Consider the following 24,493-nt stretch of genomic DNA (forward strand, 5'->3'; position numbering starts at 1 on the left):
TTTAGTTTGATGCTTTTCGTGCACCGACCTTAGTCATAAATTTCTCGTTGTTAATGACGAATCGTTCATGTGAGCCTTTACCAATAATTCCAACACCATCAGATGCTTCGATGACAAAGGAGATTTTTCGCCCTTCCACAGCTGTTACTGTAGCAGTGGCTGTAATTGTAGCACCCATAGGGGAGGGAGCATCATGGCTAATGGATAGGGAGATGCCTACCGTGCCTTCACCATCATTCAATTCTGGTTGTACCGCTGCTTGTGCAGCTTCTTCCATAAGTGCACACATAGCAGGAGTAGCGAATACTTCAAGAGAACCAGACTTCATTGTTTTTGCAATATTAGATTCTGTAACTGTAACTGTTGCTGTCGCAGATTGACCAACTTGTATCATAGTAAACCTTCTTTCGTAATGAACTAGAATATATTTGTATTATACAACTCTTATGAGTATATATGCTAATTTTGTAATGATAAAATTTATTATTCCTAAAATAGACTTAATTATACAGACTCTATAGAATCCGTGCTATAATAGTACTAGTTTTATTAAACGAGGTAACTATGAAAGAACGAAAATTTTCGCCTTCTGGTGAAGGCTTGGTGCAGGTAATAGCAGGCGTATTATTTGTCGTACTACTAATCATCATTAATATTGTAGATCCTACATTTTACCCAACTATGTGGCATCTAGCAACGAGTGGTTCTATGGAGGAAATTGCCGAGTATATTCAAGGCTATGGTCCTATGGCCATGGTGGTGAGCATGCTCCTTGATATTTTTGTCAATGCTGTAGGGTTTTTGCCATCCATCTTTATTTCCACAGCGAATGGTCTTGTGTTCGGTATGTGGCCTGGCATTATTATTTCATGGCTCGCTGAAACCATTGGGGTAGTCATCAGCTTTTACATTATGCGTTATTTCTTACGAGATGCGGCGGATAAGCTAATTTCTAAGAGTACCACATTGATGAAGGTTGATGATTTTTCCGGTAATAATGGTTTTGTGGTCATGTTATTTGCTAGATCATTACCTTATTTTCCATCTGGTGTCATCACTGCGCTAGGGGCTATCAGTAAGATTAAACCGCGTGACTATATTTTAGCAAATTTAATTGGTAAATTTCCGTCTACAGCCCTTGAAGTTGCTATTGGCACAGATATTGTAAATTTTCAAGAAAATATGGGGCGTCTAGGTATTATTGTCGTCGTAGCAGCCATTGTATATTTCATTTTATGGAAAGTATATAAACGGTATATTAATAAACGTAATGCAGAACGAGAACATGATCCTAATGCTTAATAAACATGTATTTCTATGTAATTAAAATAAAAGAGGCGATACTATGAGTTTTTCACTTCCTGAACGCGTAATATTAAAAGGGCCTAATTTCATCCGTGAAGTATTTGAACGTGGTGTGGGTGTACCTGGATTTATCAGTTTTGGTATTGGTAATCCAGCACCAGAGGCAATTCCTGTGAAAGTTATCGAAGATGCCTTTGATTTCATCGTTCATGATAATCCTATGAGTTTATTACAATATGGTCCGATGCAAGGGGATGCGCGATTAGCAGAATTGACCTTACAACGTTTATCGAAAGTTCACCATATGAATTTAGAGGGTCAAGGTTTGATTATTTCTAATGGGGCTGGTCAATTATTGGGCTTGGTGCCAATTACTGTGTGTGAACCTGGCGATGAAGTGTACATGGATGATTATACTTTCACAAGTGCTATCAATTCTGTACGCAATATGGGGGCTAAGGCAGTCGGTATCAAAACTGATGAGTTCGGTATGATTCCAAGTGAGTTGGAAAAAGCGGCTCAATCAGGCAAGGGGAAATATATCTATTTAATTCCAAATTTCCAAAACCCAACAGGCATTACCATGCCACTAGAACGTCGCAAAGAGATTTACGCCATAGCATCAAAATATGATTTGTTTATCTATGAAGATGACCCATATGGTGAAATCCGTTTTGCTGGTGAACATGTACCGACATTTAAATCCTTTGATACGGAAAATCGTGTTCTCTATGCAGGTTCCTATTCTAAAACATTATCGGCAGGCTTGCGTGTTGGTTTCTTGTTGGGCCCAGAAGATGTTATCGGCACTATCCAAGCGCTAAAAAATAATACGGCGGGACAAATGCCATTAGTTACACAAAAGGTGGTAGCACACGTACTAGACCACATCGATTATGATGCACATTTAGAAAATGTACGGAAGGTATATAAATCTAAATGTGATGCTATGATGCGTGTCTTTAAAGACAAAGGTAGTTCCAAGGTTCATTTGACTCAACCTACAGGTGGTATGTTCGCATGGATGACAATGCCGGATACTGTTGATTGTGATGAATTCTTTGAAGCGTGCATGAATAAAAATGTAGGCATTATTAAATGTGGTGCTTTTGCAGCGGATGGTGTACAAAATGGTCATGCATTCCGTTTGAGCTATACGGTGCCAACAATTCCAGAAATTGAGAAGGGGATGGAAATCCTCTGTGCTCTTACAAAGGACTATTGTGGTGAATAATTTAGTCGTTTAAAGTGTATAGGTATATTGAAAATTATTAAACTACCATGATACAATAACACTGTAAATATATGATGTGTTAGTTGTAGAAAGAGCTTTCACAATGAACGATATTTACAATGAGATAATAATTTTCTAACTATATATTGTTGAGGGAAGTCCTCGAAGAAAGTAGGTGTTTACTATGGGTTGCGGTAGCAGCAGTAGTGATTGCAATAGTTGTCCATCCAAATCCGCAGGTTGCGGTGGTGCACAACAGCCTCAAGATATGACGGCGCCATTGCATGAATTGAGTTCCGTTAAACATGTTATCGGTGTTGTATCCGGTAAGGGTGGTGTAGGTAAATCCTCCGTTACAAGCTTGATGGCCTTAACGATGGCTCGTAAAGGTTATAAAGTAGGTATTCTTGATGCTGATATAACTGGTCCATCCATTCCTAAGATGTTTGGTATCAAAGAAAAGGCTTACGCTGACGAAGTTGGTATGTATCCTGTTAAAACTAAGCAATATGGCATTGATGTAATGTCTGTTAATTTGTTGCTTGAAAATGATACAGATCCTGTATTGTGGCGTGGTCCTATTCTAGGCAATGTTGTAAAACAATTCTACAGTGATGTTATTTGGAAAGACATCGATTATTTATTCGTTGATATGCCACCAGGAACGGGTGACGTAGCGATTACTGTATACCAATCCTTGAAATTGGATGGTATCATCATTGTTACATCTCCTCAAGACTTGGTATCCATGATTGTTGAAAAAGCAGTTAAGATGGCTGATTTAATGCAAGTGCCTATTATTGGTGTAGTGGAAAACTATTCGTACTTCCATTGCCCAGATAACGGTAAGGATTACCAAATCTTTGGTGAAAGCCACATTGAAGAAATCCTCCAAAAATACGGTCTTTTATTGTTGAATCGTTTGCCAATTGATCCAAACATCGCAAACCTTTGCGATAAAGGTGATATTGAGTCTATCGACAAAACAAATTTAGAGGATGTATCTTTGCCTGAGTAGGATATATATGACGATGAAAGCTGTGCATAGTTTTAGATGTACAGCTTTTTTCATACAAAGTTTAATTTTTTTTCCTATGTAGGAGGTATGTGTATGAAAAAACTGTTAAATTGGATTATTCCAGCGGTCTTTGGTATAGGCCTATGGTTTATTCCGACGCCAGAGGGTTTAACACCTCAATCTTGGCATTTGTTTGCCATTTTTGTTGCTACCATCGTAGGCTTTATTACTCAGCCATTACCAATTGGTGGCGTATCCATCGTTGTAATTACTGTGGCTGCTTTGACAGGTACTTTGAAAATCGGCGAAGCTATATCTGGTTTTGCTAACTCTGCTATTTGGCTAATCGTAGGTGCGTTCTTATTCTCTCGTGGCTTTATTAAAACTGGTTTGGGGAAACGTATTGCGTATAATTTGATTGCTGCTTTTGGTAGTAGTTCCTTGCGTTTGGCTTATGCATTAGCATTATCTGATTTAATTTTAGCTCCAGCAACTCCATCTAATACAGCCCGTGTAGGTGGTGTTATCATGCCGATTACTACAAGCTTGGCAAAAGCTTTCGGTTCTGAACCTCAAGATGGACCTCGTAAAATTGGTTCCTTCTTGATGCAATCCATTTATCAAGTGAATACGATTACATCTGCTATGTTCCAAACATCCATGGCTGGTAACACATTGGTTGCAGCATTAGCGCTTCAATCTTTTGGCATCGGTATCACATGGGGCGACTGGGCTATGGCAGCCATCGTACCTGGTGTTATTGCATTGATTATAATGCCATATTTCATTTATAAAGTATACCCACCTGAAATTAAAGATGCTCGTGAAGCACAACAAATGATTAAAGAAGAGTTAAAAGGTCTTGGTAAAATGTCCTTCCAAGAATGGGTTATGCTAGGCGTATTTATTTTAGCTTTAGTGTTATGGGCTACTTCTCAATTCACAAAAATTGATGCTACAACTGTTGCATTCTTAGGTATTTCTATTTTGCTTGCTACTAGCGTTCTTGTTTGGGACGATGTTAAAAGTGAAAAAGGTGCTTGGGATACATTAGTTTGGATGGGTACCTTAATGGGCTTTGCCGGTTTCTTGTCCAAATTGGGCTTCATTAAATGGGCAACAGTACTTGTAGGCGCTTATATTCCAGAAGGATCTTGGATTATTGCCTTCGTTATAGCTGTACTTATTAATACATATTCCCACTATGTATTCGCATCCTTAACAGCACATATTTCTGCCATGTTCGTAGCATTCTCCGCTATTGCTATCTCTGCAGGTGCACCACCAATGTTGACATTGTTGATGATTGCATTTACATCTAACTTGTGTATGTCTTTGACTCACTATGCTGCAGGTCCATCTCCAGTTATTTTCAATACTGGATATGTTCCTCAAAATGCATGGTGGAAACTTGGTTTCTTCTCATCCGTAATCAACTTAATCATCTTTGTAGGATTAGGTTCTATTTGGATGAAAGTTATCGGTATGTGGTAACATACAATTACATAAACGTATACGATTATGTATACATGACGCCGTCCCTTGTGGGACGGCGTTTTTGTGATACAATGGCAATAGATTATGTATATTACATAACAATTTGCATGTAATAATTGAGTAGGAGGTCATATGAAATTTGATAATCCTCAATTAATAAAATATATCAAGGGATGTACATCTCCGTATCATACGGTAGATACCAGTTTACAGCTATTATTAGATGCAGGATTTACAGAGTTATCCTTGGAAGAACCTTGGAATTTAACATCTGGTGATTATGTAGTTAATGTATATGGTACAACATTATTTGCCTTTCACATAGGCGAGGACTATCGTCATTCTTTACGCATTGCATCGGCTCATACAGATTTTCCTGCTATACGGGTCAAGCCAAATCCTATTACAGATGTAAAAGGGTACACAAAGCTCAATGTTGAAATGTATGGTGGATTAATTCAAAATACCTGGTTAGATCGACCTTTAGGTGCGGCGGGGACCGTTGTTTTAAAAGGTGAGAACCCATATGATGTTGATTCCGTTTTATTTGATACGAAGCGGCCAATCGCTATTATTCCTAATTTAGCAATTCATATGAATCGTAATGTGAATGATGGGGTAGCATTGAATCGACAAAAAGAAATGTTACCTATCATCATGATGAAGCCAGATGGAGATACGACAAAATCTGAGGAGGAGGCATGGAATCAATTTTTAGCAGACGAGATTAATTGTGATCCATCTGAAATTCTATCCTATGAAATTACACTCTATCCTGTAACAGAAGGTGCATTAGTTGGTACAGATTTCGATTTCATTAGTTCTCCAAGACTTGATAATTTAACGTCTTGCTTCGGTGTTCTCGCGGGTATTGTAGAGGCAAAGAAAAATAAAGTTGACGGTATTCGCTGTGCAATCCTATTCGACAATGAAGAGGTGGGTAGCCGTACTAAACAAGGCGGAGCAGGAATGTTATTGCCAAACTTATTAGAACGTGTGTATCGCAGTTTAGGATTAAGCCGTGATGATATGGATCTAGATGTGGCTCGTGGCTTCATGATTTCATCTGATGTAGCTCATGGATTGCATCCAAATTATCCAGAGAAAAATGATATTACCAATTTTCCGGTACTCAATGGAGGGGTTACATTAAAACAGGCCTGTAGCCAATCTTATGCAGGCGATGCAAAGGCTATTGCCATTGTGAAAGGCCTTTGTGAGGAAGCTAATGTAGCCTACCAAATTTATGTTAATCGTTCTGATATTCCGGGTGGCTCAACTGTTGGTTCTATTTCATCAGCTATGTTACCAATGCGGACGATGGACATTGGCTTACCATTATTGGCTATGCATTCCGCTGTTGAAACGATGGGGGCTCGTGACCAAGAACAATTGAATCATTTAATGCAACATTTCTTGGGTGATGAATAAATTACATAAATATAATCTTATTCCACATCCGGTGTATGTAAAAATACATATGAAAAATTAATGAATAGAATAATTTCTATATTAGGTTAAATAATTTATAAATATAACCATATTGATGATTAATGCTTTTAATATCTGAAAATTATTGTATAATATAAGTATATTTGATTCATAGTCGGATATCAAAAAAAGTGATAAATGTTTAAGTAAAACATGTATTTCGATATGCATACATACAATGTATATCAATGCACACAAATCTATCATTCGATAGGACTCGGTAGGAGGCAATTATGAAGAAAATTAAATCCGTTTTGGTAGCCAATCGTGGCGAAATCGCAATCCGCGTATTTCGTGCATGTAACGAAATGGGTATTAAAACAGTAGCTATCTATTCTAAAGAAGACACATTGTCCTTGCACCGTAACCAAGCTGATGAAGCATATTTGGTTGGGGAAGGTAAAAAACCAGTTGATGCCTATTTGGATATTGAAGATATCATCCGCATTGCTAAAGAGCATGACATTGATGCTATCCATCCTGGCTATGGTTTCTTATCCGAAAACGAAGAGTTCGCTCGTCGTTGCGGTGAAGAAGGTATCATTTTCATTGGACCTCACGTAGAACATTTGAATATGTTCGGCGACAAGGTTAATGCTCGTACACAAGCTAAATTGGCAGACATTCCAATGATTCCTGGTTCTGATGGGGCATTGCGTGATTTTGCACAATTAGAAGAATTTGCTGAAACTCACGGCTATCCATTGATGATTAAAGCCGTAAACGGTGGTGGCGGTCGTGGTATGCGCGAAGTTCACCGCAAAGAAGATTTACGCGATGCTTATGACCGCGCTAAATCCGAAGCTAAAGCAGCATTTGGCGATGATGATGTTTACGTAGAAAAACTCATCGTTGAACCTAAACATATCGAAGTTCAAATCTTAGGTGATGAACATGGTAATGTCGTTCATTTACATGAACGTGATTGCTCTGTACAACGTCGTCACCAAAAGGTTGTTGAAATGGCACCAGCTTTTGCATTGCCATTAGAAACTCGTAAAGCCGTATGTGATGCAGCCGTAAAAATCATGAAAAATGTTGGCTACGTTAATGCTGGTACTGTTGAATTCTTGGTAACTTCTGATGGTTCCTTCTATTTCATCGAAGTTAATCCTCGTATCCAAGTAGAACATACCGTAACAGAAATGATTACGGACATCGATATTGTTCATTCTCAAATTCGTATCGCTGAAGGCTATGATTTGCACAGCCCAGAAATAGGCATTCCTGAACAAGATGAAATTCCTTGTAAAGGTACTGCAATTCAATGTCGTATCACTACAGAAGATCCTAAGAACAACTTCATGCCAGATACTGGTAAAATCTTGGCATATCGTAGTTCCGGCGGTTTTGGTATCCGATTAGACTCCGGTAATGCTTTCACAGGCGCCGTAGTAACACCTTACTATGATTCCCTATTGGTAAAAGCAACTGCATTCGGTCCTAACAATGAAGAAACTATTCGTAAAATGCTTCGTTGCTTGAAAGAATTCCGTATTCGTGGCGTTAAAACAAACATTCATTTCTTGATTAACGTTCTTGAAAACCCTGAATTCCAAAGCGGTAACTACACAGTTAACTTCATTGAAGACCATCCTGAATTATTCGAATTAAAACCAGATCGCGACCGTGGTACTAAATTGCTTCGCTACATTGCGGATACTACAATCAATGGTTACTCCGGTGCAGGCCCTCAAGAAGTGCCTGATTTTGAACCAATGCAATTGCCATCTAAACTGGATGTATCTCCTGCACCTGGTACAAAACAAAAATTCGATGAATTAGGTCCAGAAGGCTTCAGTAAATGGTTGGCTGACCAAAAACAAGTATTCTTCACAGATACAACATGGCGTGATGCTCACCAATCCTTATTTGCTACACGTTTGCGTACCATCGATATGGCACGCGTAGCTGGCGATGCCGCTAAAGGTGTACCAAATCTATTCTCCTTAGAATGTTGGGGCGGTGCAACATTTGACGTATCCTATCGCTTCTTGCACGAAGATCCATGGGAACGTTTGCGCATGTTCCGTAAAGAAGTGCCTAATACATTGCTTCAAATGTTGATTCGCGGTGCTAATGCCGTTGGTTATACATCCTATCCTGATAATGTAGTTCGTAATTTCATTCAATTGTCCGCTAAAAATGGTATCGACGTATTCCGCGTATTTGATAGCTTGAATAGCCTTGACAATATGAAGGTTGCCATCGATGAAGTTCGCAATCAAAATAAGATTGCTGAAGTTGCATTGTGCTACACAGGCGATATTCTCGACAGCAATCGTCCTAAATACAATCTTGATTACTATGTAAAAATGGCAAAAGAATTGCAAAATGCAGGTGCTAATATTATCGCTATTAAAGATATGGCTGGTTTGTTGAAACCTCAAGCTGCATACAACTTAGTATCCGCTTTGAAAGACGCTGTAACAGTACCAATTCATTTGCATTCTCATGAAGGTTCTGGCAATACGATTTACTCCTATGGCCGCGCTGTAGATGCTGGTGTAGACGTAATAGACTTAGCTTACTCTGCATTTGCAAATGGTACAAGCCAACCTAGTATGAACTCCATGTACTATGCATTGGCAGGTACAGAACGTCAACCACAAATGAACATCGACTACATGGAAGAAATGTCTCATTACTTCGGTAGTATTCGTCCTTACTACAGAGGCGTTGATAAAGCTGAAAAATATCCAAATACAGAAGTATACCAACATGAAATGCCAGGCGGTCAATATTCCAACTTGCAACAACAAGCTAAAATGGTTGGACTTGGTGATCGTTGGACAGACATTAAAAAAGTATATCACCAAGTTAATATGATGTTTGGTGATATCATCAAGGTAACACCTTCTTCTAAAGTCGTTGGTGATATGACATTGTACATGGTACAAAATAATTTGACTGAAAAAGATATCTATGAAAAAGGTGATACTCTTGATTTCCCTCAATCAGTAGTAGAATTCTTCGAAGGTCGTCTAGGTACACCATATCAAGGGTTCCCTGAAGAACTTCAAAAAATCATCTTGAAAGGTGCTCGCCCTATTACTGTTCGTCCTGGTGCTGTATTACCTCCAACTGATTTCGAACATGTTCGTAATGAATTAAACGAAATGGGTGCTAATACTACTGATGAAGATGTAAGTGCATACTGCTTGTATCCTAAAGTATTTAAAGACTACACTAAATTTACTAAAGACTTTGGTAATGTATCTGTACTAGATACACCAACATTCTTCTTTGGTATGAAACGTGGTGAAGAAATTCAAGTTACTATTGAAAAAGGTAAAACATTAATTATCAAGATGAATGGTGTATCCGATCCTGATGAAGATGGTAATCGCATCGTTCTCTTTGAATTTAATGGTCAACCACGTTCTATTAAAGTTCATGATAAACATGCTAAAACAACTGGCGTTGTTCGTCGTAAAGTAAATGAATCCAACCCTGGTGAAATTGGTGCTACGTTGTCTGGTTCCGTTGTTAAGATTCTAGTTAAGAAAGGTCAATCCGTAACTAAAGGTGAACCATTAATCGTAACAGAAGCTATGAAGATGGAAACAACAATTACAGCTCCTATCGGTGGTATCGTTGAAGAAATTCTTGTTCGTGAAGGTAGCCGTATCGAATCCGGTGATTGCTTGTTACACATTGAAGATGCTATTAAACGTTAATTTAATACGATTTAGCACGTAAGTGCATAAAAAAAGTCCCCCATATAATACTCCTTTGTATTATATGGGGGACTTTCTAAATTTTATCATATAATAAAAAAATAAACCAACTAACAGTCAATAACGTCCAATCGAGCGGACAAGTGAGTGTTAGTCAGTTTATGATTAACAATAGTATACTAAATGAAAAAGATTTAGACAAGTCGGTACTATTAAGTATCATTATATGGTTCTTTTTGTACTTTTCCTACTAAATATGGTAGTATATAAGGTATAAGAAAATAGGTGTATTGTGCCTTTTTCATGATAAATGACTGATTAGAAAAGGAGTATTAGCCAATGAGATGTCCTTATTGCCAACATACAGACACGAAGGTAACAGACTCAAGAACGACAGATGAAGGAAACAGTATCCGTCGTCGTCGGGAGTGTATTAATTGTGGACGCCGCTTTACTACTTATGAAATCATCGAAGAAGTACCACTCATGGTAGCAAAGAAGAATGGTCGCCGTGAATTATTCGACCGTGGTAAATTGTTAAATGGTTTGTTGCGTTCTTGTGACAAACGAACAGTTCCTATGTCCGTTATGGAAGAAGTGGTCAATAATGTAGAGCGCGACATTCGCAATGAAGTAAACCAAGAGATTTCTACAGATCGTATTGGTGAACTTGTATTACAACAACTAAAAGATATCGACCAAGTTGCATATGTACGTTTTGCTTCTGTATATCGAAAGTTTGATAATATTGATAGCTTTATGGCTGAACTTAAAGCATTAAAAAAATTAGATGCTAAAAAAGCAAAGAAATAGCGTGAATATATGATTGATTTACATTGTGATACGATAATGCAATTAATCGATCACCCTCATGATGGTGATTTATTTTCCAATCATTGGAAAATTGATATAGAACGTCTCATAAAAGGTCATAGTCGACTACAGGATTTTGCATTATTTGTAGACTTAGAGGAACAAGACGATTCGTATGGTAGATACGAATCTATGCGCCAATTGTTCGATAGTCAGATACAAAAATATAGCGACTATATCAGTCATGTGCGTTCTTATGATGATATTACAGCGTGTTATGAAAATCATAAAGTAGCAGCTTTATTATCCATTGAAGAGGGGGGCGTTCTGGGAGGCGATTTAGCTAAGTTAGACAAGGCTTACGCTGATGGTGTTCGACTTATTACATTGACCTGGAACTATCCTAATGAATTGGGGGAACCTAATACAGGAGACCCTCATAAGAAATTGACTGAAACAGGCATTGCATTTGTAGAACGGATGCAAGAATTAGGCATGATTGTTGATTGTTCTCATCTTAATGATGGGGGAACAGAACAATTAGGCGATATTCTTGATGTGCCTTTTATTGCATCTCATTCTAATGCGCGAGAAGTGACAGCTCATCGTCGTAATTTGCCGGACCACTTGATCCGTTTAATTGGTGAAAAGGGTGGCGTTATTGGTTTGAACTTTGCTCAATCCTTTTTAGGGACTTCACCTATCAGTCGCATCGATGATATTGTGAAGCACGGATTGTATATCATCAATAAGGGCGGTGAAGATGTAATCGCTCTAGGCACTGATTTTGATGGTATCAAGCCAAATACAGAAATTGAGGATATTTCAGATATGCATCGTTTGTATGATGCATTTCGAGGCGCCGGGCTTTCAGAAGAACAAACGGAAAAACTATTTTGGAAAAACGCGGATCGCCTACTAAAGGAGATTTTATAATGACAGATATAAATCCAATCATTGCGGATCGATTTACAGACCATCTTGATGTGTTTAGTAAAACAATGGATCAGATGGATGTTATTCAAGAAATTGCTAACCGCTGTATTGTGGCTTTGAATAGTGGCAATAAAATTTTATTCTGTGGTAATGGTGGTTCCGCTGCGGATTCTCAACATCTTGCAGCAGAACTTATTGGACGTTTTAAAAAAGAACGCCGCTCTCTTGCATCCATTGCGCTTACCACAGATACATCTATTTTGACAGCTGTTGCCAATGATTATGACTATGATGCAGTGTTTGCGCGACAAGTTGAAGGCTTAGGCCGTTCTGGGGATGTACTTATCGGTATTTCTACATCGGGTAATTCAAAAAATGTTGTGAAAGCCGTGGAAATGGCACGAAATACAGGTATGCACACGATTGCTTTCACCGGTGAAGGTGGCGGTAAATTGGCAGAATTATGCGATCTTACACTAGCTATTCCAAGTACTGTTACGGCGCGTATTCAAGAAATGCACATTTTAGCTGGTCATATCATTTGCGAACTTATTGAAGAAGATTATTAATCGAGATAGGGAAGAAATCACAGATTTCTTGAAAGGGGACCTATGATTACAAAAACAGTGAATGAGTTTTTGACAAATTCATTACCGAACCTAAACATTGCAGTTATCGGTGATGTTATGGTGGATCGTTATGTATTTGGCGATGTGAGTCGTATTTCACCAGAGGCTCCTGTGCCGGTCAATCGCGTATCCTCTGTGAAAGAAGTACTTGGCGGGGCAGGTAACGTAGCGTCTAACTTAGCCAATCTCGATTGCCATGTCTATTTAGGAGCCGTAGCTGGTGTCGATGACCATGGTAGAGTGCTCGATAACTTATTGGCCGCTGATCATATTGATACATCCGGTCTCATCCATGATGAAAGTCGGTCTACGATTACTAAAATGCGTATTTTAGGTGACCGTCAACAAATGATGCGCCTCGATTTTGAAACGATTACACCTATTACAGCTGCTGAAGAAGAACAATTAATCAGTTGGCTAGAAGAGCTTTGTCAACGTGGATTACAAGGCATCGTCATATCCGATTATGGAAAAGGCGTATGCACACCGACATTGTTGCAACATGTATTCAAGTTGGCGAACACGTATCAAGTACAGACCATCGTAGATCCTAAGGGTGCTGATTGGTCCAAATATGATGGTGCTACATGTATTACACCGAATGTAAAAGAATTGGGTGAATCATTAGGTCGTGTGATTCCAAATGATGATACCTCAGTTATTGAGGCGGCTAAGGAGGTACTTAATAAGGTTAATATTAAATATATTATCGGTACTCGTTCCGCTAAGGGTATTACCGTTGTGGCTAAGGATGGTAGAACTTGGCATAATCCAGCAACACAACAGGATGTATTCGATGTGAGTGGCGCTGGTGATACGGTCGTAGCTATGATGATTTCATGCTTAGCCAGTGGTTTATCCATGCGTTTAGCCCTACATATTGCTAATGGCGCTGCTGGCATCGTCGTATCTAAGGTGGGAACATATCCAATTCATCGCCAAGAGTTGATTGAGTTATGGCGCTCTGTACGCCAATTGACAACATCTAGCCCATTATATACAAAAGAAGAAATGAAGGCGTTAATCGATAAATGGCAAAGCATGGACGAAACCGTCGTATTTACAAATGGTTGCTTTGATATCTTGCATCGAGGACACATTACGTATCTTCAAGAGGCGGCACAACTTGGTGCTCACCTCATTATTGGACTTAACTCTGATGCGTCTGTTAGACGTTTAAAAGGTGAAACAAGACCTATTGTATCCGAAGAGGATAGAGCAGCCTTATTAAGCGCCTTACAATGTGTAGATGGTGTTGTCCTTTTTGAGGAGGATACACCTGCCGAATTATTAGCGTACTTACGCCCTAATATTCTTGTTAAGGGCGGCGATTATAAAAAAGAGGATATCGTTGGTAGAGAATCTGTAGATGAAGTAGAGGTACTTTCATTTAAAGAAGGATACTCTACATCGGATATCGTAAAGAAAATAGCCACGATGGCTAAGGAGGGGAAATTATGATTATTGTAACTGGTGGTGCCGGTTTTATTGGTAGTAATATTGTGAAAGCCTTAAACGAACGCGGTCGCAATGATATTCTAATCGTCGATGATTTAACAGATGGTCGTAAAATTCGTAATCTCCAAAATTTAGATTATTTAGATTACATTGACTGTGATGATTTTGATGCTGCCATTGCAGACGGCACATTCAATGTAGGTCCTATTGAAGTCATTTTCCATGAAGGTGCATGTGCAGATACGATGGAATACAATGGCAAATATATGATGAAGAACAACTACGAAGGTTCCAAAAATCTATTCCACTATTGCCAAGATCGTGCTATTCCATTTATCTATGCATCCTCTGCATCTACGTATGGCAATGGTACAAATGGCTTTGTTGAAAAGCCAGAAGCAGAAGAAGCGTTGAATCCGTATGCATATTCTAAGCTATTATTTGACCGCTATGTACGTAAATTTGAAGGCGAATATACAGCGCAAGTGGTAGGTTTGCGTTATTTCAATGTATTTGGTCCTAATGAAGCACATAAGGATAAAATGGCATCTCTTGTACGCCAAATGTTCTATAAGAACCAAGAAACAGGGGTTATCAATTTGTTTGAAGGCACAGATGGCTATGAAAATGGTGGTCAAACACGTGATTTCATCTATGTCAAAGACGTGGTAAATGTAAACTTCTATTTCTGGGAACATCCTGAAATTTCTGGTACATTCAACTGCGGTACAGGTCACGCACATAGCTTCAATGAATTCATGCAAGCTGTTATTGACTATAATGGTAAAGGTCGCATTGAATACATTCCGTTCCCAGAAGTGTTGATTGGTAAATACCAAAGCTTTACCGAAGCAGACACAACTAAATTGATGGCTGCTGGCTATGATAAAGGCTTTACACCATTAGCTGATGCCGTAAAAGAATATTGTGAATTATTAGATAATAACGAAGGTTACTTGCGTTAATTTGTTGTGACAGATTAATGTCAATTCTTTGATAATTGTAAAGGATGTAGTATGAGAAAGGTGTTATTCCTCGATAGAGATGGGGTTATCAACAAGGATGTTTCCTATCTCTATAAGATAGCGGATCTACAGTGGGTTGATGGTGCAAAAGAAGCATTGAAATTAGCCCATGATTCTGGTTATGAACTTATAGTCGTAACAAACCAAAGTGGTGTGGCACGAGGTTATTATAAGGAAACCGATGTACAAATCCTACATGATTATATGGGGAATGAACTGTTTAAAGCGGGTGCACCTATTTTACATTTCTATTATTGCCCACATCACAAGGATGGCACTGTAGAACGCTATGCTGTCGATTGTAATTGTCGTAAACCAAAACCTGGTATGATTTTGCAAGCTATCAAGGATTTTGATGTTGATGTAGAACATAGCTTTCTCATCGGTGATAGCCAACGTGATGTAGATGCTGCTGAGGCTGCAGGGGTAAAAGGATATTTGTTTACAGAATCCAATCTATTACATTTCATGAAAAAGATTTTAAAGCATTAATTTTTGGATGAACCACATTTGTGTGTATTCTTCGTTCATAGAGGGGTTATTATGAAGGACTATTCCAATATACTCATCATAAAAATGAGTTCCTTAGGTGATGTCATTCACGCATTGCCAACATTATATGCATTGCGCCAAAATTTGCCGCACGCAAAAATTACCTGGGCCATACATGAACAATTTGCGAGCCTCTTGCCAGGTACCCCTTGGGTGGACGAAGTAATTGTCATCGATAAGAAACAATTAAAATCGCCGTCTTATTTATGGAATCTTCGTAAAGAACTACATAGTCGTCATTTCGATATGACCTTAGATTTACAATGTATCGCCAAAAGTGCCATTGTATCTCTACTATCGGGTTCTCCTGAGAAATATGGCTATTGGGAACTTCGCGAGGGCAGTCAATTAGTTAATAAAGCTCTAGTAGGAGCTCATAAATATGATCACGTTATTGAGCGCTATCTCGATACGGTACGTGCCTTAGGTGGCGAAGTGGATGGCGTGGAATTTCCAATGCCCCATGACCATGCAGCAGAAGGGAAGATTCGCAACCGGCTGTCTGAACTAGGTGTAACCGATGATTATGTTGTCGTTGTACCTGGTGCTCGATGGATTGTTAAGGAATGGCCGTTATTAAATTTTGGTGAATTATGTATTCGCCTTTGTGAAAGTGGTAAAAAGGTGGTCATTGCAGGTTCGCCTGATGATAGTGAAAAAGGTCAATTTATAGAAAACTATGTGAAGAGCGATAATCTCATTAATTTAGTTGGTCAAACGACCATGGCTGAGTTAATCGAGTTGATTCGTCACTGCCATATTTTCATCAGCGCTGATACGGGGCCTTTACATATTGCAAACGCATTAAAGAAACCATTAATCGCGTTGTTTGGTACGACATCACCGCATAGAACGGGCCCGTATGGGGGCAGTCATGTGCATCTTATTATTTCCCCTACATCTAAGGCTACACCTGAACAGCCGCTAGTAGATGATCCCAACTGTATGGCACAAATTCCAACAGATGCAGTGTGGGATGTGTATTCTGAAATGTTGAGAAAGGATTTATGATGGAGCTTGATTATAAACGTATTGTCGTAACCTTTCTCATGCATTTAGGTGATGTAGTATTAACGACTCCATTTCTAGAGGTGTTGCGTAAAGCAGCACCTCATAGTCATATCACCTATGTGATTGATGAAAAGTTACAAGATGTGATGAAATACAATCCTTATATCGATGATTTGATTACGGTCGATAAAAAAGGACGTCATAATAGCATTAAAGGGTTAAATGAAATCGCTCGTCGCATTAACGACCAAGGTCGTCCAGATATCGTTATCAACCTGCATCCTAATGAACGTACATCATATTTGGCATGGAAAATTCACGGTAAGGTAACGACAGGGATGAGTCATTTCCTATTTAGACCATTTATGACGAAATATACCCGTCTTGATCGCAAGACGCGTCATGCTGCTGATATGTACATTAATGTATTAGAGCAATTAGGCGTCACCGACGTAGCTAATCACGGATTACATATCGAGACTAGTAAGGAATGGAATGACGAGGTATTCCGTTTTTATAAAAGCCAAGGCGTTATGCCTCGTGATAAGATTATTGGTTTTAATATCGGCAGTGCAGTGCCTGAAAAACGATGGCCCGCAGAGCGTTTTGCGGATGTAGCCGATTATTTTGGCAATAAAGGGTATAAAACTGTATTCTTTGGGGGCCCCATGGATTTGGATATGGTAAAACCTGTTGTAGAACAGATGAAGACGTCGCCAATCGTGGCTACAGGTGCTTTTAAATTGGGCCCTTTAGCTGCGGCCATGAAATGGTGTGACTTGTTGATTACGAATGATTCTGGACCTATGCATGTAGCCATTAGTCAGGGTGTTCCTATCGTAGCCCTTTATGGACCGTCTAATCCATTTTTCTATGGTCCGTACCAAGCAAAATCTATTGTACTTGAGTCGATGGACCATTATGAAATTGGTAAAAGTATGAAACAGGTTATTAAAGAAGGCAAGTATAAAGGTATTTCTGTTATTACCGAAGAACAAGTGATTAAGGCAGCTGAAACATTACTGCAGGAATCGTAAGTTATGGATTATATTATTTTTGATTTAGAGTGGAATCAACCATATAGCAACGACATTAGCTTTATGAAGCGAGCACGGATGCCGTTGACCGGTGAAATCATTCAAATCGGAGCTATTAAGCTCAATGAGAATTTAGAGATTGTGGATTCGTTCACAATGTATGTAAAACCTAAATATTTACCACATATGCATAAGCATGTAAAGGCCCTTACAGGAATCACCAATCAAGATTTGAATCGCGGTGTCCCATTTAGGGCGGCCTACAGTCATTTTCAACAATGGTGTGGCAAGGATTATATGCTCCTATCTTGGGGCGCTGACGATATTCTTATATTGCGAGAAAATTTATTGCTCCATAAATTAAAGAGTATCGACTATGATTCTTGGGCGGATGCACAGATGCTATACAGCTATCAACGATATGGCACGACACAACAGTACTCCGTAGCTCATGCGATGGAGGATTTACATATATCATCTGAAGAATTATCTGCTCATAATGCGCTTCACGATGCTATATTTACGGCACATATCTGCCAAAAGCTAGATTTGCCAACAGCATTATTGCATTATGATTCCATACGGAAAGAGGCGCCAAATCCATTTTTATATCCACCGGGTTTGACCTTCTTTATGTACGATAACTTTCAAGAAAAGAAACGTATCGTATATGATAGACGGGTGCGATTATCCTTTTGTCCCTATTGCCAAAGCCGGTTGGAAACAACACGTCCTGAGCGGGTACAAGGGGATAAGCATTTAGCCATTGGCGTTTGTCCAAAACATGGAGAATTTGCCATTCAATTAAAGGTAGGAAAATATACGATTAAGTCGGGAATTACCAAGTTTTATGTAACAAAGGTATTGAGTCATAGTACTGATGAAATCGATAAACTATATAGAGAAAAATCGGAAATTAACCGAGAGAAAGAGCGGCTCTACTATGAGCGCCGTCAAAAAGAATTAGTAGAAAAATCAAAAGCATAACACACGATATATTGTGCTGTATGCTTATATAGAAAGGGATGAAATTATGGAACGTAAATATGCTTGGCATAATTATGACGAACAAACATTACAAGACGTGATGTCATTAGGTGACTCGTATTGTCAATTTTTGGATAATGGTAAAACAGAACGGGAATGTGTCATTCAATCTGTAGAAGCTGCCAAAAAAGCTGGCTATGTTGATTTAAAAGACTTGATTAAATCTAACACGCCAATTAAATCGGGCGATAAGATTTACTATACTCATATGGATAAATCTATTGCGCTATTTAATATTGGTACCGATGATTTAGACCTCGGTATGAATATCCTTGGTGCTCATATCGATTCCCCGCGCATTGATGTAAAACAAAACCCTCAATATGAAGATAGTAATTTGGTGTTTTGGGATACACACTACTATGGCGGTATAAAAAAATACCACTGGGTAGCTATGCCGCTTGCCATTCATGGGGTTGTAGTAAAAACAGATGGTACACGCATCAACATTAATATTGGTGATACAGAGTCTGATCCTGTATTCTGCATTACAGATTTATTGCCTCACTTAGGACAAGAACAAATGCAAAAGAATGCAGCCAAGGTAATTGAAGGTGAGGCTCTTGATCTTCTCATCGGTAGTCGTCCTGTTAAAGATGAAGAAAAAGAAGGGGTTACTAAATTTATTAATAACCTCCTTGAAAAAGAATATGGATTTGTAGAACGAGATTTATTATCTGCTGAACTTGAAATTGTACCAGCTGGTAAGGCGCGCGATATGGGCTTTGATCGCTCCATGGTATTAGCATACGGCCAAGATGACCGTGTCTGTGCGTATACATCCTTGGTGGCTATGCTCGAAGTTGATAAGGTAAAACGTACGACTTGCTGTTTATTGGTAGATAAAGAAGAAATTGGTTCCGTTGGTGCTACAGGCATGCAATCTCGCTTCTTTGAAAATGCGGTAGCAGAAATCTTAACATTGATGGGTAAACCTAATTCAGTAAATGTGCGCCGTACATTGGAAAATTCGCGTATGCTATCCTCCGATGTTAGCGCTGGATATGATCCATTGTATGCATCTGCTTTTGAAAAGAAAAATGCTTCTTACCTCGGTATGGGCGTCGTATTTAATAAATTTACCGGTTCTCGTGGTAAATCCGGTTCCAACGATGCCAATGCAGAATATATGGGCTTTATCCGCCGTGTAATGGAATCTAATAACGTAACATACCAAACGGCTGAACTCGGCAAGGTTGACCTTGGCGGTGGTGGCACCATTGCGTATATCATGGCCTTATATGGTATGAATGTAATCGACTGCGGCGTTGCTGTTCTTAGCATGCATGCACCATGGGAGGTTACATCTAAGGCCGATATTTATGAAGCAAAACGTTGTTACGTAGCATTTTTGAATGCAGATGATGAAACAATCTAGTATGATGGGGCTTTCACCATTGGTGAAAGTCCATGTTCTGTGAGGTATAGGATGAAACAAACGGAATTAGGCGCTGCTATCGAGGCGGCGAAGGGAGAGGCAACAGAGGTTAAGACCGTAAAGGTCGATATTTTTGATATTCCTGAAACAAAGGCAAAAGAATATATCGCTACCCGCGAAGAGGTGGCTAAAGCTGCTATGGAGGTCATGAAACCATATTGTGTGACTGTTAAACGGGAAACCTTAGATGAAGATGAAGGGGAAGCCGTTGTGGGCTATTATGTAACGGGAGAAATTTTAATGTGTGTCATTCTTGACCCATTTGAAGTGCCCGTAATGAAGGTGGCCCTCGATAAGGGGACACTAAAAGAATACATTCTAGCAGCCAATGAATTGACAGAGGATATGCTAGCTTCTCTAGATAAATAATAAATCTGTTAGAATACAATATGTGCTCTACATAAGGACAAATGTAAAATACTTTAGTCTGATACATTGATGTAGTGCTCAAAGTTGTTTATAATAGAAGTATTATTATTTCGAATATAGGAAGGAAGACCCAATGAACTTGAAAAAAGGCATTGCCCTCGCGCTCACGGCGGCAGCATTGATGGCTTTTACAGGCTGTGGCACAAATGAAACTACATCTAATGGAGAATATAAGGTTGGTGTTGTACAACTCGTAGAACATCCAGCACTAGATGCGGCAAATAAAGGTTTTGTTGATGCTCTTAAGGAAAAGGGCTTATCTGATAAAATTACCTTTGATCAACAAAACGCACAAGCTGACCAATCTAATTTGAATAGTATTGCACAGCGTTTTGTATCTGATCGTAAAAATTTGATTTTAGCAATTGCTACGCCAGCGGCTCAATCCATGGCAAATGCAACTCATGATATTCCAATCTTAGGTACAGCTATTACCGATTACGAAGCTGCTAAACTTGTTAAATCTAATGAACATCCAGGTGGTAATGTATCCGGTACATCTGATATGAACCCTGTAGAACAACAAGTAGATTTGATTTTAAAAGTATTGCCAAATGCTAAAACAATCGGTACGATTTATAGCTCTAGCGAAGTAAATTCTCAAATTCAAGTTGAAAAGATGAAAGCTTACGCAGCGACCAAGGGCATTAAGGTTGAAGAGGTTACTGTTTCTAATGTAAACGATATTCAACAAGCGGCACAAAACCTTGTATCTCAACATGTTGATGCCATTTATGTACCAACAGATAATGTGGTAGCATCTGCTATGAGCAATCTTGTAGCGATTACCGACCCTGCAAAAATTCCTGTATTCGGCGGTGAAGATAACCACGTAAAAGGCGGTGCGGTTATGTCCTTGTCAGTAGACTACTACAAACTTGGTTACCAAACTGGCTTGATGGCGGCTAAGGTGCTAACTGGTGAAGCTAAAGTCGAAGATATGCCGATTGAAATGCAAAAAGAATTCAAATTAGTTGTAAATAAAGATAAATTACAAAAATTGGGCATCACCTTACCAGAGGATTTGATGAACAAAGCAACTATGATTTAGTACTTAACTGGTAAGGAGTTACACATGAACTGGAAAAAAGGTATTGCAGTGGCACTTAGTGCCATTACTGTTATGGCAATGGTAGCTGGTTGTGGTTCCAATAATACTACTACTAGTGACCAAAAGAAAATTGGCGTTATTCAATTAGTAGAACATCCATCCCTTGATGCTGCTAATAAAGGTTTTGTAGATGGTCTTGCATCTAAAGGTTTTAAAGATGGGGAAAACATAAAAATCGACCAACAAAATGCACAAGCTGACCAATCTAATTTGAATAGTATTGCACAACGTTTTGTATCCGATAAAAAGGATTTAGTACTAGCGATTGCAACGCCAGCGGCTCAAACGATGGCAAATGCATCTCATGATATGCCAATCTTAGGTACAGCTATTACAGACTATGTGACAGCTAAACTTGTTCAATCCAATGAACACCCAGGTGGCAACGTAACTGGTACTTCTGATATGACACCTGTTGAAAAAGAGGTAGATCTTATCATCGCATTAGTTCCAAATGTTAAACGTATTGGTGCGATTTACACATCCTCTGAAATTAATTCCCAATTACAAGTTGAAAAAATGAAAGCCTATGCTGCTACAAAAGGTATTACAGTTGTTGAAGCTACAGTTTCCAACGTAAACGATATTCAACAAGCAGCAACAAATCTTGTAAATCAAGATGTACAAGCTATTTATACACCAACAGATAATGTATTAGCCTCTGCTATGGCTAACTTAGCACAAATTACAGATGCTGCTAAAATTCCAGTATTTGCAGCTGATGAAGGCATGACAATGACTGGTGGTGTAGCGACATATTCTGTAGATTATTATAAATTGGGTTATCAAACAGGTTTGATGGCAGCTAAAGTTCTTTCTGGCGAAGCAAAAGTTAGCGATATGGCCATCGAAACACAAAAGGATATTAAATTGACTGTCAACGAAGAACGTGCTAAAAAATTAGGTATCACAATTCCTGATGCACTTCGTAAAGATATGAAATAAAAGAGGAGATTTTGATGTTAGATTTAGTGGTAGGCACCATAACAACAGGCCTTTTGTGGTCCTTGTTGGCGGTCGGTGTATTCATTACCTTCCGCGTTCTTGATGTGGCCGACTTGACTGTTGAAGGGACATTCCCAATGGGGGCGGCCATTTCCGCCATCTTGATTACAACTGGTATGAATCCAATTCTTTCTATCTTGATTGCTGGCGTAGGTGGCATGGCTGCCGGTGCTGTAACAGGTTGGATTCATACAAAATTAAAGATTCCTGCATTGTTAGCTGGTATCTTAACGATGATTGCTTTATATTCCATTAACCTTCATATTATGGGGAAAGCCAACGTATCCTTACTTCGCATGGATACAATTTATACAATTATTGGTAGCGTGCTTCATACACCAAATATGTGGTCTGCTGCCATTGTTGGTGTTATCGTAGCTGTTGTTGTATGTTTGTTACTGTTCTGGTTCTTCGGTACTGAAATTGGTACCGCATTACGTGCAACAGGCGTTAACCCTCAAATGATTCGCGCCCAAGGCGTGAACACAGATAATATGATCGTTCTTGGCCTATTGATTTCCAATGGTTTCGTTGGTATGTCTGGTGCGCTTATCGGTCAATTCCAAGGCTTTGCCGACGTAGGCATGGGTATTGGTACCATCGTAATCGGCTTGGCGTCTGTAATCATCGGTGAGGTTGTATTCGGTACAAAATCATTTGTTCGTAGCCTCATTGCTGTAGTACTTGGTTCCATCGTATATCGTATCGTTATCGCTGCCGTACTCTACATGGGTATGCCACCAAACGATTTAAAATTATTCACTGCTATTCTTGTTGCCATCGCGCTTTCTTTGCCTACATTGAAAGCCAAATGGTTAGCTCGTTAAGGAGGACACTATGTTAGAAGTAAAAAATATGGTAAAGACCTTCTTTAAGGGCACAATTAATGAAAAAACTGCACTACAAGGCATCGACCTTCGTTTAGAAGAAGGCGATTTCTGTACCGTAATTGGTGGTAATGGTGCTGGTAAAAGTACATTGCTAAACTCCATCGCTGGTGTATTTCCTGTCGATGAAGGCAGTATTACCATCAATAATATTGATGTAACAAAAATGCCAGAATACAAACGTGCTAAATACATCGGCCGTGTATTCCAAGATCCTATGGTTGGTACAGCAGGCAATATGCAAATCGAAGAAAACTTGATCCTTGCGATGCGCCGTGGCAAAAACTTGGGTCTTAAATGGGCTTTCAAAGATAGTGAACAAGCATTCTTTAAAGAACGCCTTGCACTATTAGGTCTAGGCCTTGAAGATCGTCTATCTGCACGGATGGGCCTATTATCTGGTGGTCAACGTCAATCTATTACATTGCTTATGGCTACTATGCTTCGTCCTGATTTATTACTCTTGGACGAACATACAGCAGCACTTGATCCTAAGACAGCTGAAAATGTATTACAATTAACAGATAAACTTGTTTCAGAACATAATCTAACAACCCTTATGATTACGCACAACATGCGTGATGCATTGCGCTTTGGTAATCGTCTTATCATGATGGACGCTGGTCGTATCATCTATGATGTAAAAGGGGAAGAAAAGAAAAAATTAACAGTTGCTGATTTGTTACAAAAATTTGAAGTAGCTGGCGAAGGTGCGTTAAGCGATCGTATGATGCTCGGTTCAAAATAAGTACCTAAATAATATGGTTTAAAAAAGAGGGGATATTATCCTCTCTTTTTTCATGAAAACCTTTACACTATGGGGATTATACTGTATACTTAACTAAGTCATAAGACATATCGTAAGCGAAGTATTCGAATCTCCAACGGTT

At 39.0% G+C, this 24,493-nt stretch carries 22 protein-coding genes; 21 read left to right on the forward strand and 1 reads right to left on the reverse strand.

Features of this window, described 5'->3' with window-relative positions; all coding sequences use genetic code 11:
- Nucleotide 1: 1 nt before the first annotated feature.
- Entirely contained in the window at nucleotides 2-394 is a 393-nt protein-coding gene (locus HMPREF1477_RS00675) for a thioesterase family protein (protein WP_016475464.1), read from the reverse strand.
- A 170-nt stretch (nucleotides 395-564) separates the two neighbouring features.
- Between HMPREF1477_RS00675 and HMPREF1477_RS00680 the strand changes: the two genes are divergently transcribed.
- The 21 genes from HMPREF1477_RS00680 to HMPREF1477_RS00780 all read left to right on the forward strand — a co-directional run bounded on the left by HMPREF1477_RS00680 (nucleotide 565) and on the right by HMPREF1477_RS00780 (nucleotide 24,351).
- Nucleotides 565-1,302 carry a TVP38/TMEM64 family protein gene (locus HMPREF1477_RS00680; RefSeq protein ID WP_005380858.1) on the forward strand — a complete coding sequence of 246 codons (738 nt, stop codon included), beginning with the start codon at nucleotides 565-567 and terminating at the stop codon, nucleotides 1,300-1,302.
- A 43-nt stretch (nucleotides 1,303-1,345) separates the two neighbouring features.
- Nucleotides 1,346-2,539, forward strand: coding sequence for a PLP-dependent aminotransferase family protein (locus tag HMPREF1477_RS00685; RefSeq protein ID WP_005380789.1), 1,194 nt, complete (start codon nucleotides 1,346-1,348; stop codon nucleotides 2,537-2,539).
- A 184-nt stretch (nucleotides 2,540-2,723) separates the two neighbouring features.
- A complete protein-coding gene (locus HMPREF1477_RS00690) occupies nucleotides 2,724-3,557 on the forward strand; it encodes an Mrp/NBP35 family ATP-binding protein (protein ID WP_005383883.1) in 834 nt (277 codons plus the stop codon).
- A gap of 93 nt (nucleotides 3,558-3,650) precedes the next feature.
- Nucleotides 3,651-5,051 (forward strand): anion permease, encoded by a 1,401-nt coding sequence (locus HMPREF1477_RS00695; protein WP_016475465.1) that lies wholly within the window; start codon nucleotides 3,651-3,653, stop codon nucleotides 5,049-5,051.
- Nucleotides 5,052-5,186: 135 nt separating this feature from the next.
- A complete protein-coding gene (locus tag HMPREF1477_RS00700) occupies nucleotides 5,187-6,485 on the forward strand; it encodes a M18 family aminopeptidase (protein ID WP_016475466.1) in 1,299 nt (432 codons plus the stop codon).
- A gap of 293 nt (nucleotides 6,486-6,778) precedes the next feature.
- Nucleotides 6,779-10,225, forward strand: a complete 3,447-nt coding sequence (locus HMPREF1477_RS00705; protein WP_005383880.1) for a pyruvate carboxylase — start codon at nucleotides 6,779-6,781, stop codon at nucleotides 10,223-10,225.
- 339 nt (nucleotides 10,226-10,564) lie between these two features.
- A complete protein-coding gene (gene nrdR, locus HMPREF1477_RS00710) occupies nucleotides 10,565-11,038 on the forward strand; it encodes a transcriptional regulator NrdR (RefSeq protein ID WP_005379058.1) in 474 nt (157 codons plus the stop codon).
- A gap of 9 nt (nucleotides 11,039-11,047) precedes the next feature.
- Nucleotides 11,048-11,974, forward strand: coding sequence for a dipeptidase (locus HMPREF1477_RS00715; RefSeq protein ID WP_016475467.1), 927 nt, complete (start codon nucleotides 11,048-11,050; stop codon nucleotides 11,972-11,974).
- Entirely contained in the window at nucleotides 11,974-12,543 is a 570-nt protein-coding gene (gmhA, locus tag HMPREF1477_RS00720) for a D-sedoheptulose 7-phosphate isomerase (RefSeq protein ID WP_005381034.1), read from the forward strand. Before HMPREF1477_RS00715 ends, gmhA begins: the two co-directional genes overlap by 1 nt.
- A gap of 42 nt (nucleotides 12,544-12,585) precedes the next feature.
- On the forward strand, nucleotides 12,586-14,064 hold the full coding sequence (rfaE1, locus tag HMPREF1477_RS00725; protein WP_016475468.1) for a D-glycero-beta-D-manno-heptose-7-phosphate kinase: 1,479 nt from the start codon (nucleotides 12,586-12,588) through the stop codon (nucleotides 14,062-14,064).
- Entirely contained in the window at nucleotides 14,061-15,026 is a 966-nt protein-coding gene (rfaD, locus tag HMPREF1477_RS00730) for an ADP-glyceromanno-heptose 6-epimerase (RefSeq protein ID WP_005378797.1), read from the forward strand. Before rfaE1 ends, rfaD begins: the two co-directional genes overlap by 4 nt.
- 51 nt (nucleotides 15,027-15,077) lie before the next feature.
- Nucleotides 15,078-15,578, forward strand: coding sequence for a D-glycero-beta-D-manno-heptose 1,7-bisphosphate 7-phosphatase (locus HMPREF1477_RS00735; RefSeq protein ID WP_005378926.1), 501 nt, complete (start codon nucleotides 15,078-15,080; stop codon nucleotides 15,576-15,578).
- 51 nt (nucleotides 15,579-15,629) lie between these two features.
- Nucleotides 15,630-16,649 carry a glycosyltransferase family 9 protein gene (locus HMPREF1477_RS00740; RefSeq protein ID WP_016475469.1) on the forward strand — a complete coding sequence of 340 codons (1,020 nt, stop codon included), beginning with the start codon at nucleotides 15,630-15,632 and terminating at the stop codon, nucleotides 16,647-16,649.
- On the forward strand, nucleotides 16,649-17,686 hold the full coding sequence (locus HMPREF1477_RS00745) for a glycosyltransferase family 9 protein (RefSeq protein WP_005380800.1): 1,038 nt from the start codon (nucleotides 16,649-16,651) through the stop codon (nucleotides 17,684-17,686). Before HMPREF1477_RS00740 ends, HMPREF1477_RS00745 begins: the two co-directional genes overlap by 1 nt.
- A gap of 3 nt (nucleotides 17,687-17,689) precedes the next feature.
- Nucleotides 17,690-18,673 (forward strand): 3'-5' exonuclease, encoded by a 984-nt coding sequence (locus HMPREF1477_RS00750; RefSeq protein ID WP_016475470.1) that lies wholly within the window; start codon nucleotides 17,690-17,692, stop codon nucleotides 18,671-18,673.
- A gap of 46 nt (nucleotides 18,674-18,719) precedes the next feature.
- Entirely contained in the window at nucleotides 18,720-20,111 is a 1,392-nt protein-coding gene (locus HMPREF1477_RS00755) for an aminopeptidase (protein WP_016475471.1), read from the forward strand.
- A 51-nt stretch (nucleotides 20,112-20,162) separates the two neighbouring features.
- Entirely contained in the window at nucleotides 20,163-20,540 is a 378-nt protein-coding gene (locus HMPREF1477_RS00760; protein WP_005383868.1) for a hypothetical protein, read from the forward strand.
- A 133-nt stretch (nucleotides 20,541-20,673) separates the two neighbouring features.
- Complete coding sequence (locus HMPREF1477_RS00765) at nucleotides 20,674-21,651, forward strand: ABC transporter substrate-binding protein (protein ID WP_016475472.1); 978 nt, start codon at nucleotides 20,674-20,676, stop codon at nucleotides 21,649-21,651.
- A gap of 24 nt (nucleotides 21,652-21,675) precedes the next feature.
- Entirely contained in the window at nucleotides 21,676-22,656 is a 981-nt protein-coding gene (locus tag HMPREF1477_RS00770) for an ABC transporter substrate-binding protein (protein ID WP_016475473.1), read from the forward strand.
- A gap of 14 nt (nucleotides 22,657-22,670) precedes the next feature.
- The gene (locus HMPREF1477_RS00775; RefSeq protein WP_005378866.1) at nucleotides 22,671-23,543 is read left to right on the forward strand and encodes an ABC transporter permease; all 873 of its coding nucleotides are present in this window, start codon (nucleotides 22,671-22,673) and stop codon (nucleotides 23,541-23,543) included.
- A gap of 10 nt (nucleotides 23,544-23,553) precedes the next feature.
- Nucleotides 23,554-24,351, forward strand: a complete 798-nt coding sequence (locus HMPREF1477_RS00780; protein WP_005379071.1) for an ABC transporter ATP-binding protein — start codon at nucleotides 23,554-23,556, stop codon at nucleotides 24,349-24,351.
- The last annotated feature ends 142 nt before the right edge of the window (nucleotides 24,352-24,493 follow it).

Source organism: Veillonella sp. HPA0037, assembly GCF_000411535.1.
Taxonomy (GTDB): Bacteria; Bacillota; Negativicutes; order Veillonellales; family Veillonellaceae; genus Veillonella; species Veillonella atypica.